This is a genomic window from Nostoc sp. CMAA1605, from assembly GCF_021596505.1.
GTDB lineage: Bacteria > Cyanobacteriota > Cyanobacteriia > Cyanobacteriales > Nostocaceae > Trichormus.
Genome location: NZ_PJIZ01000008.1, coordinates 59,514 through 73,233 on the forward strand (window position 1 = coordinate 59,514; position 13,720 = coordinate 73,233).

Here is a 13,720-nt window from a genome sequence, read left to right on the forward strand (position 1 = left end):
AGCTATAGATTTGGCAGAAATCAACTCAAATATTAGCAAGAACAAAGGCGAAAAGCACAGCAATGAAAACCAGCATTCTGGTCTTTGGAAGTCATGAATTTCTTGCCACACTTCCTGATCAGATTCACGATGTCAGCACTTTTAATGTAAAAGTGTCTATTGACTTTAATCAGGCGGTGTCGCACATCCAAATTGTGCAGCCAGATGTCATATTTGTGCAGGCAAGTTGTCAGGATAGCATCAAAGTTTGTCGATGGTTGAAAGAACAAAACCAGCTATCTTGGATACATTGTATTTTGGTAGAGGATCGTCCCCAGCAGCTCATTGAGAAAGGCCAAAGCAGTTGGGAGTGGGAGTTTGAAATGATGGCTCATGCACTCAATCAAGGAGCAGATGCTTATATTTGGTTATTAACTGAAGAGAATAATAATCGCCTAACAACTGCCACCAAAAGTTTAATTCTCAGTCAATTAACAGTTGGTGTGCGGAAAGTCAAAAAATATCGCGAGTTGATGAATACAAATGATATTCTCTCAGCGATCGCCCTTGCAGATTCACTCACAGATTTAAATAATCGTCGCGCCCTAGAATGGGATTTACCCAGACAAATCAATAAAGCCCGTAGTCAAGATACTCCCTTAAGCTTGATTATTTTGGATGTAGACTTTTTCAAAAGAGTGAATGATCAGCATGGGCATTTGGTAGGCGATCGCCTATTGCAATTACTGTGTAGTCGGCTACGTCATAATTTACGTAGTCAAGACACAGCTTTTCGCTATGGAGGAGAAGAATTTGTTGTCCTTTTACCCTACACTAACAGTGATGAAGCTTTAACTGTCGCTGAACGTCTGAACCGGATAGTTAGAGAACAACCCTTTGCAATTAACAGTCAGTTACATTTGCAGATCACTATTAGTTTAGGTGTAGCCAGTTTGCAACCCGACGACGACGAAAAAGGGATAAATTTGTTACATCGTGCTGACCAGTGTCTCCTAGCTGCAAAAGCATCTGGTAGAAACAAAGTCATTACTTGGGGAGAATATTCTCAAACTTCGAGTTTAGAGACGGTTTCTGGAATGAGTAGGGGTATGGGGGTGTAGGGGTATAGGGGTGTAGGGGTGTAGGGGTGTAGGGGGATGGGGGTGTAGGGGTGTAGGGGTGTAAGGGTGTAGGGGTATAAGGGTGTAGGGGTATGGGGGTGTAGGGGTGTAGGGGTATAGGGGTGTAGGGGTATAGGGGAACGAATGAATATCAAGTATTCTTCCCCTACACCCTTATCCCAATTTTGGATTTTGGATTGAAAACCAATATTCAGAGGCTATTCCAGAGGCTCAAAACCATACTACCTATTACACCTCATTCACCATAGCTTTTTCGCAGTCTGCAACTGTACCGCGCTGTCTCATCACCTGGACTAAAGCTTGGTAACTAGACCAGTTCTGCTCTAAAAGAGTTTTCGCTTGGAGGGCGTGAAATCTTTTCTTTTGTTGATAGTTTGATTCTGAAAAACCCAAAACTTTTAACACACTAGCTAACTTACTTTGATCATCAGTACCACCTTCTGCACGATCATATACTAGGCTTTCTGCGGCGATCCCCGCCATCCAAACAGTGCAGTAACGATCTAGCATTTGGGTGGTGATTTTACCTTGCTGTAGTTGCAAAGCTATTTCTTGATCATCAAAAGTTACACCACCTTGGCCTGGTTGTCCTTGTTTCAGAGCTTCCCATGCACTGAGGGTATAGCCTGTGACGGGAATTCCCAACAGGTGGGCGACTAAGAAATGTCCAGCTTCGTGGTGAATAATGCGATCGCGATGTTGTGGAGAAAATCCCGCAATCCAATCTAACAGCAGCGCACCACCCTTACCTTGCAAACTGAAACTATCAATAGTGGCTATCCCCAAAATTGTGAAAGTCGTAATTGCTGGAATTGCAGGGGATAAGTTAATTAAAGGCCCCAACAAAGCTGATAGCGTCATCAGAAACACAGATATGGCAACTAGATTAAGGGCGGTTTGGCTCATAATGGGGGCTGGGGATTGGGGATCGGGGACTGGGGACTGGGGATTGGGGACTGGGGATTGGGAAAACAGGAGAAGCGAGGGTGCAGAGGAAGAATGATTTTGTACTCAGCACTGGAACACTTACTATATTTTGAGCTTAATCTTTCTTAAATTATATTAATCAATGCGTTGCATATCTCAATGTTAAAAATGAAAAAGAAGCTTCAAAATGAAAAAGCAGGGGAGCAGGGGGAAAATCATCCATAAGGGGTGAGGTTTCAATATTTCGCCACGTTTGTAAAATACCTACACCTGTAAGCCCCCTGCCTCTTATCAAATTTAGTCCCCAATCCCCAATCCCCAATCCCCAATCCCCAATCCCCAATCCCCAATCCCCAATCCCCAATCCCCAATCCCCAATCCCCAAAACTGAAAGATGATGAGATTACAGGCAAAGTCACTAGGTGAGAATCCTCAAGATTGGTTTTGGCCGTTCTGGTTGGCTTTGCCACTTTATCCCTACTACAAACGGCGGACAATTTGTCAAGAGGTAGTAAAAGATACTATTTGGACGTTTGATCAACTGCATGGCATTCTTTACGCCATAGTTCCTATTCGCATGACGGTGATCAAACTAGATGCAGGTGGTTTGTTGGTTTATGCACCTGTGGCGGCAACATCAGAGTGTATCAAACTAGTTAAGGATTTGGTTGCTAGGCACGGTGAAGTTAAGTACATTATTTTGCCGACTAGTTCGGGTTTAGAACATAAAGTATTTGTGGGGCCATTTGCGAGATGTTTTCCTCAAGCCCAGGTATTTATTGCCCCTCACCAGTGGAGTTTCCCCTGGAATATGCCCCTGAGTTGGCTAGGGTTTCCTCAAAAGCGCACACAGATATTACCAGAGGATAGTAGTCAAGCTCCCTTTGGTGATGAGTTGGACTATGCAATTTTAGACATTAATTTGGGGGGAGGCGCATTTGTAGAGGTGGCGATGTTGCATAAGCGATCGCGTACTCTCTTAGTTACTGATACAGTATTATCCATATCCGAAGATCCACCAGCCATCAGCCAATTAGACCCCTACCCGTTGCTATTTCACGCTAGGGAACACGCACAGCAAACAATAGCAGATAACCCCACCAACCGCCGCCAAGGATGGCAACGCATTTGCTTATTTGCCATTTACTTTCGTCCTAGCACTCTGCAAATCACTGGTTTATGGCAGATGTTTCGTGATGCTATGCAAGCACCAGATCACTCACATAAAGCTTACTTTGGCTTATTTCCGTTTTGCTGGCAAGAAAACTGGCAGCATTCATTTAACGCACTGCGAGGTCATGGTAGACCATTTGTCGCTCCTATTTTACAAACTCTGATTCTGCCTCAAGACCCAAATCAAGTAATTAACTGGGCAAATCAAATTGCCAAATGGGATTTTCAGCAGATTATCGCCTGTCATTTTGATGCACCATTTGCTGCGAGTCCCGATGAATTTCGTCAAGCCTTTGCTTTTCTGGAGAACAACTCTTCTAGGATGAGTCAGCAACCTCTACTAGAAACAGATATGCGATTCATCAAGGAGTTAGAAAGTAATTTAGTACAGCGAGGTATCGCCACACCAGCTAAAAATCGGACTTAGGCAATTGGGAAAGCAAAAGGTAAAAGGAAAAACTGAAAAGATGATTGTCTTTTACCTTTTACTTGGTAAATTTAATGCTTAGATGCAATATGGGGTTTAACAGTTAGTAAACTCATAGCAAATAAACCTAAACCCAAAATAGTAGCAGGTTCAGGTATAGTAGCATATCTCAGACTTACAAAATTAATCCCTAAAGCCCGATTTTTGATACTACTACTAATCACGATTTTGGAAATGTTAGCCACTTCACTCTCTACTCCTAAAAAAGCAGCAGAGTTATCAATTTCCAATGATGATTTTGCTGGTTTTGAAAAAGTATTTAAAAGGTTATCTTGAGCATCAAACGCTTGAATAAATGCGATGGCTTCCTCTAATTGATCATCAACTGCCAATTGTGTACCAACAGCTAACACTGGCTGGTTAAATTTAATTGTGATTGGCCCTGGATTCCCCTCAGCCGGGAATCTTCCAGGAATTAAACCTGTAAGTAACACAGCATCACCCAAAGAAAAATTTGCAGGAACACTAGTTGTTACAGGAAAGACAAAAGGCGATGTAAATCTTGGGTTATTTAAATTAGGAATATCTACACTGTATCCCAATTTTTTTTGTGATTCACCTGTAAAAGAATAAGGTAAAAACTTAGCAATAGTATCAGGTGCAATGAGGTCAGATACACCAAAATCTAAACTAGCCCAATCGATTTGATCATTAGCATTTAAAGCGTCTCTTTGATTGACAAATGATGCTGCTTGTGCGGGTAATGTAGGCAATGCCAAGGTCAATAACCAGCCAGTAGTAGCTAAAGAGCTTTTTAAAAGTTTTGTTGTCATTATCTGTTATTAAAAATGTTAGTAACATATTACACTAATCAAAATCAAACAAATGTTACTTCCAAAACCCTTACACCCCTACACCCTCATACCCTTACACCCCTTCTGAACAAATAACCTGTATAAGTCCTTTCGGAAATAGGGTTCTAGGTATATAGGGGTATGAGATGGTATACCGAACTTTTTAATTACGGCTTTCACCACAAAAATCTCTTGTCAAGTATTTGCAAAAAATATTTACATAATGTTATATTTAGTTACACAGCAAGCACAGAAAACAAAAACATCATGAACAAAGGCTTTACGATGAACGAACTTGGTCAACTCAATAACTTTGCAATTGAACCGAAAGTGTATGTAGATCAAACCCCAAGAGCAGGTTTCACTGAGTATGCGGAAAAACTCAATGGACGTTTAGCAATGCTTGGCTTTGTCGCACTCATCGCTGTAGAAGTGATTACAGGACAAGGCTTGATTGGATGGTTAACAAACCTGTAGATAATTTTGACGAACTAAGAATTTTGTCCACTGAATAATAAGGAAAGCAATTTATGAGAACTGATTTTGATTTTCCCAAAAAAGATTTAATCGGCCCTGTGGTTTTTCGTCCTGAATTTAACGAATTTAAAACTATTAATGCTAACGAAGCTTGGTCATTATTTTTCAGTGCAGGTCAGGATGATAAGGGATTGGGGGAACAACCAGAATTAGGTAGATTTTTCACTAACCTTTTAATTGCTGTAGGTGTAGCGGGAACTATTTGGGCAAGTGTCTTTAGCAATTTGGGTTAAATTTAAGCAACTTAAAAGAAGTCTTAGTTATCTTGACTAAGACTTCTTTGTGTCATGATTTGTCAAAAATATATATTTTCTAGCATTGCTATGGTAATTTATAGCTAGCAACGCGTATATTCAATTCGCCGCTTTGTGGATTTTGGCTAAATACAAACGCCCCTTCTTCCTTTTCTCCTCCAGATAGAAAATCAATTTGTTGTTCTCCTGTTTCTTCTACCTGGCTGCTAACTTTTAACGTGGCGATAATTTGTACTGATTCAGCCGTTTCTCCGCCGGAGTTGACAACTTCAAAGGGAACATAAAATTGACCGTTTACCTTTCTAATAGTTTGCTTCTTATTGACGGAAATGATTGGTGGTTGATTTTTTTCATTAATCCAGATATATCCTACTAGACTAATAATAATTGCCAGGATAAATAAGGAGATGCTCAAAGTTATCCACTCGGCTGGAGTGCGTTCTACTTTTGATTCTGATTGACTCATATGGCTAACCTACCTGCTGCGCCGCCAATAGTTGCAGGTAATCCTAAAATTAAAGTATTTTCTAACCACATACTCCAAGGATTGGAGAAGCTTAATTTATGAAAAAACCACAGCATAAAAGCACTGGCTATTAACGAAACTAAATAAGAAATAACTGTTTCACTTAATGGTCTTTGAAAAATACCTTTTTGCTGTTTCCGCTTTTGCTGATCAGAAAAACCCGCTTGAAAAACAATTGCATAAGAAATCACTAAAGATGCTGCCATAATTGCCAAAAGCCAGGGTGCTGAAACCGCAGCTACAATCATGGTAACTTCATCTGTAGGAGCAATATTAAATGCAATGACGGTTGCACCAATCAGAGTAGCACCTAAGTCTGCAAAAGTAGCGTTCAAATTACTCGGTTTCTGGTGATTGTTGTGACTGGATTCTTGATTATTATTACTTTCACCTAAAAATTGGTTAGCTAGTGCTACACCAAAAGTAAAAGGAACACTTTCAAAAATAATTTTGCCAATCGCTTCCTTTAGGGAGGTTGCAATTGTTATCTCTCGTAATAATATCAACATCAATGCAGAACAAATGATGCCAATAGCTATGGCTTCTATTGTATCTGTGATGGATTCATAAGGTCGTTTACGACGTTGAATTTTCCGAAATCCTTCTGTTTTATTGAGTAGAAACACTACAACAAACATTAAAGCGATCGCACTCATCATCAGTTGTGCTTTGACGAGCGATCCTACCCACCAAACTTCCATAGTATATAACAAGGGGATGCCAAATAAAAAACCTCCACAAGCACCCCGAACAATATCATTTAGCTCACTTTTAAAGCTATTGTGCTTATGCTTGACTGCCAATCTTACTATTTCCTTTGCCTAACCCATGATGATTAAGCTCTGATATTTTTATTTTTTATTCATCTCTCTAGAGTAATTAAATTATGAGATAGATAATCTATCTAGAGACAGTTATCAATTAAACAGTTAAGTATGTGACTGAATGACCACAAACTAAGAAAGTAAAATTGCTGACACATCATTGTCATAGTAATGTCATATGCAAGTTATTAAAAATCTAAAATTTATCAAAAAATTAGCTATTTTCTGTCTTTAGTCAGACTTAAAACCACTGATTTTTATTTATTCTACGTAAATAACGGCACGATTGAATACACATATAGAACACAGATAAATTGCTTTATCTGTGTTTATTTAAGTTTTTACGTGTCTAAAATCTAGGTTGGCAGCTTACGCTACCCTAGAAAGCAAAATTATCATTTAGAGGTTACTATGTCAGAATTGATTCAGGCAATACTGGATAGTGAAGAAAAAAGTGATTTACGTTGCTTTGTGAGTCAATTACGCCAAAAGGAACAGAATTATTTACTGCGTAATGACATCTTGAATGAGTATCAAGAATACTGCAATAAATTCGACAAACCAGAGACGTTTTATACTTCTTCTCATTTGGGTAAATTAATTTACTATACCCAAGAGATTATTCAAGAAGATTCAAATTTGTGTTTTATTATTCGTGCCAAAATTGCGAGTCAACAAGTGTATCGACTCACAGCAGACTTAGATGTAGAAGCAATGACAGTACAGGATTTATTAGATTTGCGCGATCGCTTCGTCAATAAGTTTCATCCCCAAGATGGTGATCTGCTAGAGTTAGACTTTGGCCCTTTTTACGACTACACTCCAGTCATCCGCGACCCAAAAAATATCGGTAAGGGTGTACAGTTCCTCAACCGCTACCTCTCCAGCAAACTATTTCAAGATGCTAGACAATGGCTAGAAAGTCTATTTAACTTCCTACGCCTACATCATTACAACGGTGTCCAACTATTAATCAACGATCGCATTCAATCACAACAACAACTCTCACAGCAAGTTAAAAAAGCCATCAACTTTGTCAATAACCGACCCAACGATGAACCCTATGAACGTTTCCGTCTGGAATTGCAAACTATGGGTTTTGAACCAGGTTGGGGTAACACAGTTTCCCGTGTGCGAGACACCTTAGAAATTCTGGATGAATTAATCGACTCACCAGACCCCCATACCCTAGAGGCGTTCATCTCTCGCGTCCCGATGATTTTTAGAATCGTCTTAGTGTCAGCACATGGTTGGTTTGGACAGGAGGGGGTTTTAGGTCGTCCTGACACCGGTGGTCAGGTGGTGTATGTCCTCGACCAAGCCAAGAATTTAGAAAAGCAACTGCAAGAAGATGCTATTCTCGCCGGTTTAGAGAGGTTAAATGTCCAGCCAAAAGTGATCATTCTGACGCGTCTGATTCCCAACAGTGATGGGACTCTTTGTAACCAACGCCTCGAAAAAGTCCACGGAACAGAAAACGCCTGGATTTTGCGTGTCCCTTTGCGGGAATTTAACCCCAACATGACGCAAAACTGGATTTCCCGATTTGAGTTTTGGCCTTATTTAGAAACCTTCGCCATTGATGCGGAACGGGAACTACTAGCAGAATTCCACGGGACACCAGATTTAATTGTGGGTAACTATACCGACGGGAATTTAGTAGCGTTTTTGTTAGCGCGACGGATGAAAGTCACCCAATGTAATATCGCCCATGCTTTAGAAAAATCCAAATACTTGTTTAGTAACTTGTATTGGCAAGATTTGGAAGATAAATATCATTTTTCTTTGCAATTTACTGCTGATTTAATTGCGATGAATGCAGCTAACTTCATCATCAGCAGTACCTACCAAGAAATCGTCGGGACAGGAGATAGCATCGGACAGTACGAATCTTACAAATGTTTCACCATGCCAGAGTTGTATCATGTGGTGAATGGGATTGAATTATTTAGTCCCAAGTTTAATGTTGTACCTCCTGGGGTGAACGAAAACGCTTATTTTCCCTATACACGCTATGAAGATAGGGTAGAAAGCGATCGCGATCGCCTCGCCGAAATGCTATTTACTTTAGAAGACCCTAGCCAAATCTTCGGTAAACTTGATGACCCCCACAAGCGTCCGATTTTCTCAATGGCGCGTCTCGACCGCATTAAGAACCTGACCGGTTTAGCCGAGTGTTTTGGACGTAGCAAAGAATTACAAGCACATTGCAACTTAATTTTAATTGCTGGTAAGTTGCGGGTAGAAGAATCAGACGACAATGAAGAACGGGACGAAATCGTCAAACTCTATCATATTATTGACGAATACAATCTGCACGGCAAAATTCGCTGGTTAGGGGTGCGCCTCTCAAAAAATGACTCTGGAGAAGTGTATCGCGTCATTGCAGATCATCAAGGAATCTTTGTCCAACCAGCATTATTTGAAGCGTTTGGTTTAACAATTCTCGAAGCAATGATTTCTGGACTACCAACTTTTGCGACTCAATTTGGAGGGCCATTAGAAATCATTCAAAATCAAGTTAATGGTTTTTATATTAACCCCACCCATATCGAAGAAACAGCCGATAAAATTCTCGAATTTGTCACTAAATGTGCAGAGAATCCCCAATATTGGAATGCAGTTTCTCAAAAAGCCATTGACAGAGTATACAGCACATACACTTGGAAAATTCACACCACCAAACTATTAACTTTAGCCAGAATTTATGGTTTCTGGAACTTTACATCCAAAGAAAACCGAGAGGATTTGTTGCGCTATCTGGAGGCGTTGTTCTATTTAATTTATAAACCAAGAGCGCAACAACTTTTAGCACAGCATCAATATCGATAATTATTAATTTAGTAATGGGTATAACCCATTACTAATTATCTGGAATATGCAGTTAATGAATACCAAGTTCTCGGCCCTACTACGCCATCCGCTTGCAGATTTCGCCGCACTTGAAAGGCTTTAACTGCACTTTCTGTAAATGCTCCATATACCCCATCAATGGGGACACGATAGCCATTTGCTACCAATAATCTTTGTAAGACTCTAACAGCACTACCTGAATGACCAAAACGTAAATTTGGTACATTACGAACAGACCTAGAAGTGCGTCTAGCAATCAAAATTTTACTTGGTGTTTGTTGTGCAATAAGCATGGGTTGACGTGGCGATTTGAGCCGCACAGCCTGAAAATTTTGAAATTCATCTACACTGTAAACATCCTTTTTTACAGGTGTTTGTCTACTTAGTGTATGTGAATTTTCGGTGTTGAAAGCTAATTCAATACTTGGGGAACTGTCACTTAGCAGCACGAATTCAGGCGGCGTGGTTTTTGCAGATGACACTAACTGATCTGATTCAATAGATGTAGCTTTTTTCACGCCATTGTCGAGCTGAATTACAGGCTGCTTGGGTACAATCGACGGAGATGTTTGCTGGATTGCTAATACACCCGTCATCAGCAGGACAATATCATTCATGTTATTTGATATCACTATCACCCATAATTCCTTTGACAGAAGAAAATCATCTATTCCGGAATAGTGATTACTGAAATTTCTGGAGTCAAATTTTGAGCAATTGCTAAAAATCAATAAATCATCAATAAAGCATGAAACATTTTCATCCCATCAGTTTTGGATGTTCCAACTTTTAGATGTAGCAGTATTTAAATTGTGATTAGTGATTTTTTTATCATGCAAATCACAATTTTAGTCATTGAATCAACTGTAAAATTACCTCAATGGAAAATTTTCTATATAGTCAACTTGATCAAGAATAATAAACTCTATATATCAAGGAAATTATTCCACCTTAAGCAGTATATATATATGTATATTTTTTGGTTGGAGTATAATATAATAATGTGGCTCGCTGGATAAATCCTAATAATAATGGAAGCAGATAGGTTAAACTCTGCTTCCAAGCATTTTGATTGAACTCACAGCCAAATTTTTAAAATAGTCCTAGTAGAAAAATCATCGTCAAACCACAGAAAGCTAATAAGGTAATAATCAAAATATTGCCTATACTGTGGTCAGTAGTGGTGATTTTGTGGGTATGTTCAGACATACGCATCGACCCCATTTTTATGACAATGTGTCATCAACACTTTGATAACTGTGTTGATGTAACTTTAATCTACCATTGACAATCGGTGGCTGTAGTCTGATGTACAAAAGCGATCGCAAATTGTAATCTCTGGAAAAACAGCGTAGAAATCCTTCGCGTTCTAGGCACAGAAGAGTTAGCATAGAACTTGTGCTTTGATGATCTCAGTATCAATACCCACAGAGAACGCAGTTAGACAAGCGATCGCTATGCTTCAGTATCCCAATCTCGAACAAGCGTTAAAATATCACTTCGGTTATGATAACTTTCGTCCAGGACAACGGCAAATTATCCAAGACGCGCTGCAAAATCGGGATTTATTGATAGTAATGCCTACGGGTGGGGGAAAATCTTTGTGTTTTCAGTTACCTGCACTGATGAAAACAGGACTGACTGTGGTGGTATCACCGTTAATTGCTTTGATGCAAGACCAAGTAGAAGCACTGCGAAATAATAATATCTCGGCTACCTTCCTCAATAGTAGTTTGAATCCCTATCAAGTGCGATCGCGGGAAGAAGCCATTGTCAATGGTAAGGTAAAATTACTCTACGTCGCCCCAGAAAAGCTGCTGAGTGAAAGATTTCTCCCATTTCTGGATTTAGTTCATGAAAAGATTGGCATATCGATATTTGCAATCGATGAAGCACATTGTGTTTCGGAATGGGGACATGATTTTCGTCCAGAATATCGTCAGTTAAAGTTACTGCGGAAGCGTTACGCCAATGTTCCGATGCTGGCGTTGACAGCCACCGCCACAGACCGCGTCCGGTCTGATATTATTCAACAATTAGGCTTAAAACAACCTAGTATTCATCTTGCTAGCTTTAATCGGCAAAATTTATATTACGAAGTTCGCGCCAAAAGTAAGCAAGCTTACGCTGAATTATTAGAATTAATTCGTGACACGGAAGGCTCAGTCATTGTTTATTGTTTAACACGTAAAAAGGTCGAAGAACTCACTTTTAAACTGCAAAACGATAAAGTTTCCGTCTTACCTTATCATGCCGGCTTACCTGACGATGAACGGAGTAGAAATCAAACACGATTTATTCGGGATGATGTGCGGGTGATGGTGGCAACTATCGCCTTTGGGATGGGAATTAATAAACCTGATGTGCGGTTAGTAGTTCACTTTGATATTCCCCGAAATTTAGAGAGTTACTATCAAGAATCAGGTAGGGCGGGAAGAGACGGCGAACCATCGCGGTGTACAATCTTTTTTAGTTTTGCTGATATTAAAACCATTGAATGGAGTATTGACCAAAAAACCGAACCCCAGGAACAATTGATTGCCAGACAACAACTCCGGCAGATGATCGACTATGCTGAAGGGACAGATTGTCGGCGGACAATTCAACTAGGTTATTTTGGTGAACGCTTTGCAGGTAATTGTGCTAATTGTGATAATTGTCGCCATCCCAAACCTTTAGAAGATTGGACAATTGAAGCCATGAAGTTTTTATCTTGTGTGGCGCGATGTAAAGAAAGATTTGGGATGTTACACATTATTGATGTGTTGCGTGGGGCAAAAAAAGAGAAGATTATTCAATATGAACATGATAAACTTTCTACCTACGGTATAGGTAAAGATAGAACCGCAGATGAATGGCGAATGTTGGGAAGATCGCTTTTACATCAAGGTTTATTAGAACAGACTACCGATGGTTATTCTGTACTGAAATTAAATGCGTTAAGTTGGGAAGTGATGCGCCGTCAACGCCAAGTTTTCTTATCTGTTCCTGTAGCGCAAAAAGTGCGGTTAGTCCCCGATAATCCTAAAGCTGAGATTGCAGAAGCATTATTACAGAGATTGCGATCGCTGCGTAAACAATTAGCCGATGAACAGTCTGTACCACCTTATGTAGTTTTTCACGATTCTACTTTGAAATTAATGGCACAGGTACAGCCGAAAAACTTAACGGAATTCGGTAAACTTTCTGGGGTAGGTAGTCATAAACTCGCCCAATATGGAGAAAAGTTTCTCTCAGAAATTCGCGCCTATATTCAAGAAGAAAATTCGACCACTAAGACTAATGGATATACACCATCACTCAGCTTAGTCTCTGGGACTGAATTACAGACATTACAGTTACATCAACAAGGCTTAAATATTGCTCAAATTGCTCAAAAACGTAATTTAAGCCCGGCTACTATTGCTAGTCATTTAGAAAAACTCATCGAAAAAAATCAGCCTGTAGACTTAAATCAATTAGTCCCTTTAGAACATCAACAAAAAATTTGGCAAGTTTTAGAAGTGCTGGGTGATATTCCCTTAACGCCAATTAAAGAACAGTTAGGCGGTAGTTATACCTTTGATGAGATTCGCCTAGTGCGGGAAAAATGGCGACGACAACGGAAGTAGTTTAAGGGGATTGGGGACTGGGGATTAATTTAGCGATCGCATCTATGAAAACTACTATTGTAGAGAAGTTGTTTGTTTGTAGCTTTTTTTGGTGATTTGCAATTGTTAATTTTTGAGGTGCGATCGCTGGCTGCTATTCTAAGAAGCTATGTCTACATAACTGGGAATACTAGAAGCAGTATCTTGTAGTTCTGTGGCAGATTTTGATGTACTGGGCTTCTGATTTTTTGTAGCTAAAACTACAGACAGGAGTTTTGGCAACGTCAGACACACAACTGTATTTACTAGAGTCAAGAGGACACCATCAATTGAACTCATAGATTTACCCCTCTTTACAAATTTTTTGTCTAATTCTCATCATAGTGTGAATTGCCAGTTGCATCATTGATTACACATTTTGATTTTCTTCTGATATCTATAAGTTTCTTCTATATATATTTTTGTGAAGCGCACTTCCAAATTCAAAGTTAGTAGTCAGGACTTTAGTCAGATAAAAAATCAGCAATTATTCTGAACAAAGGATCAGGGAATCAAAAAACTGCCTTCATAAGCTAATCATCATTCATTTTTCCAGACTGATTCGTTTGTAGTAAGGGCTTTAGCCCTGGCTTTA

15 protein-coding genes and 1 pseudogene are annotated in these 13,720 nt (G+C 39.6%); 7 read left to right on the top strand and 9 right to left on the bottom strand.

Annotation, left to right across the window (positions count from 1 at the left end; genetic code table 11):
• Positions 1-62: 62 nt before the first annotated feature.
• Positions 63-1,100, top strand: a complete 1,038-nt coding sequence (locus tag CV014_RS04900; protein WP_236140993.1) for a GGDEF domain-containing protein — start codon at positions 63-65, stop codon at positions 1,098-1,100.
• Here CV014_RS04900 and CV014_RS04905 read toward each other — a convergent pair.
• A complete protein-coding gene (locus CV014_RS04905) occupies positions 1,046-1,255 on the bottom strand; it encodes a hypothetical protein (protein WP_236140994.1) in 210 nt (69 codons plus the stop codon). The genes CV014_RS04900 and CV014_RS04905 overlap by 55 nt on opposite strands.
• A 94-nt stretch (positions 1,256-1,349) precedes the next feature.
• Positions 1,350-1,982 (bottom strand): ATP-dependent Zn protease, encoded by a 633-nt coding sequence (locus CV014_RS04910; RefSeq protein WP_236141034.1) that lies wholly within the window; start codon positions 1,980-1,982, stop codon positions 1,350-1,352.
• Between CV014_RS04910 and CV014_RS30335 the strand changes: the two genes are divergently transcribed.
• On the top strand, positions 1,912-2,124 hold the full coding sequence (locus tag CV014_RS30335) for a hypothetical protein (protein ID WP_236141042.1): 213 nt from the start codon (positions 1,912-1,914) through the stop codon (positions 2,122-2,124). The genes CV014_RS04910 and CV014_RS30335 overlap by 71 nt on opposite strands.
• 160 nt (positions 2,125-2,284) lie before the next feature.
• On the opposite strand, the gene CV014_RS29860 is transcribed toward CV014_RS30335, so the two are convergent.
• Entirely contained in the window at positions 2,285-2,419 is a 135-nt protein-coding gene (locus CV014_RS29860) for a hypothetical protein (RefSeq protein WP_268964495.1), read from the bottom strand.
• Positions 2,420-2,442: 23 nt separating this feature from the next.
• On the opposite strand from CV014_RS29860, the gene CV014_RS04920 reads away from it, so the two are divergent.
• The gene (locus CV014_RS04920; RefSeq protein ID WP_442946883.1) at positions 2,443-3,648 is read left to right on the top strand and encodes a DUF4336 domain-containing protein; all 1,206 of its coding nucleotides are present in this window, start codon (positions 2,443-2,445) and stop codon (positions 3,646-3,648) included.
• A 71-nt stretch (positions 3,649-3,719) separates the two neighbouring features.
• Here the strand turns inward: CV014_RS04920 and CV014_RS04925 are convergent, their stop codons facing one another.
• Positions 3,720-4,481 carry a hypothetical protein gene (locus CV014_RS04925; RefSeq protein WP_236140995.1) on the bottom strand — a complete coding sequence of 254 codons (762 nt, stop codon included), beginning with the start codon at positions 4,479-4,481 and terminating at the stop codon, positions 3,720-3,722.
• A gap of 384 nt (positions 4,482-4,865) precedes the next feature.
• Here CV014_RS04925 and CV014_RS30565 point away from each other — a divergent pair.
• A pseudogene (locus CV014_RS30565) lies at positions 4,866-4,979 on the top strand (chlorophyll a/b-binding protein); the annotation flags it as partial.
• 53 nt (positions 4,980-5,032) lie between these two features.
• The gene (locus CV014_RS04935; RefSeq protein WP_103137392.1) at positions 5,033-5,272 is read left to right on the top strand and encodes a hypothetical protein; all 240 of its coding nucleotides are present in this window, start codon (positions 5,033-5,035) and stop codon (positions 5,270-5,272) included.
• A gap of 88 nt (positions 5,273-5,360) precedes the next feature.
• On the opposite strand, the gene CV014_RS04940 is transcribed toward CV014_RS04935, so the two are convergent.
• Both CV014_RS04940 and CV014_RS04945 read right to left on the bottom strand, forming a co-directional pair.
• Positions 5,361-5,759: a TIGR02588 family protein gene (locus tag CV014_RS04940; RefSeq protein ID WP_236140996.1), complete on the bottom strand. Its 399-nt coding sequence runs from the start codon at positions 5,757-5,759 to the stop codon at positions 5,361-5,363.
• Positions 5,756-6,622, bottom strand: a complete 867-nt coding sequence (locus CV014_RS04945; protein ID WP_236140997.1) for a TIGR02587 family membrane protein — start codon at positions 6,620-6,622, stop codon at positions 5,756-5,758. The genes CV014_RS04940 and CV014_RS04945 overlap by 4 nt, the downstream gene beginning before the upstream one ends.
• 432 nt (positions 6,623-7,054) lie before the next feature.
• On the opposite strand from CV014_RS04945, the gene CV014_RS04950 reads away from it, so the two are divergent.
• The gene (locus CV014_RS04950) at positions 7,055-9,475 is read left to right on the top strand and encodes a sucrose synthase (protein ID WP_236140998.1); all 2,421 of its coding nucleotides are present in this window, start codon (positions 7,055-7,057) and stop codon (positions 9,473-9,475) included.
• Positions 9,476-9,510: 35 nt separating this feature from the next.
• On the opposite strand, the gene CV014_RS04955 is transcribed toward CV014_RS04950, so the two are convergent.
• Together CV014_RS04955 and CV014_RS04960 are read right to left on the bottom strand one after the other, a co-directional pair.
• Complete coding sequence (locus CV014_RS04955) at positions 9,511-10,113, bottom strand: peptidoglycan-binding domain-containing protein (protein ID WP_236140999.1); 603 nt, start codon at positions 10,111-10,113, stop codon at positions 9,511-9,513.
• A gap of 609 nt (positions 10,114-10,722) precedes the next feature.
• Positions 10,723-10,887: a hypothetical protein gene (locus tag CV014_RS04960; protein WP_236141000.1), complete on the bottom strand. Its 165-nt coding sequence runs from the start codon at positions 10,885-10,887 to the stop codon at positions 10,723-10,725.
• Positions 10,888-10,953: 66 nt separating this feature from the next.
• Between CV014_RS04960 and recQ the strand changes: the two genes are divergently transcribed.
• Positions 10,954-13,107: a DNA helicase RecQ gene (gene recQ / locus CV014_RS04965; protein ID WP_236141037.1), complete on the top strand. Its 2,154-nt coding sequence runs from the start codon at positions 10,954-10,956 to the stop codon at positions 13,105-13,107.
• Between the two features lie 138 nt (positions 13,108-13,245).
• On the opposite strand, the gene CV014_RS04970 is transcribed toward recQ, so the two are convergent.
• On the bottom strand, positions 13,246-13,425 hold the full coding sequence (locus CV014_RS04970) for a hypothetical protein (protein ID WP_236141001.1): 180 nt from the start codon (positions 13,423-13,425) through the stop codon (positions 13,246-13,248).
• Between the last annotated feature and the right edge of the window lie 295 nt (positions 13,426-13,720).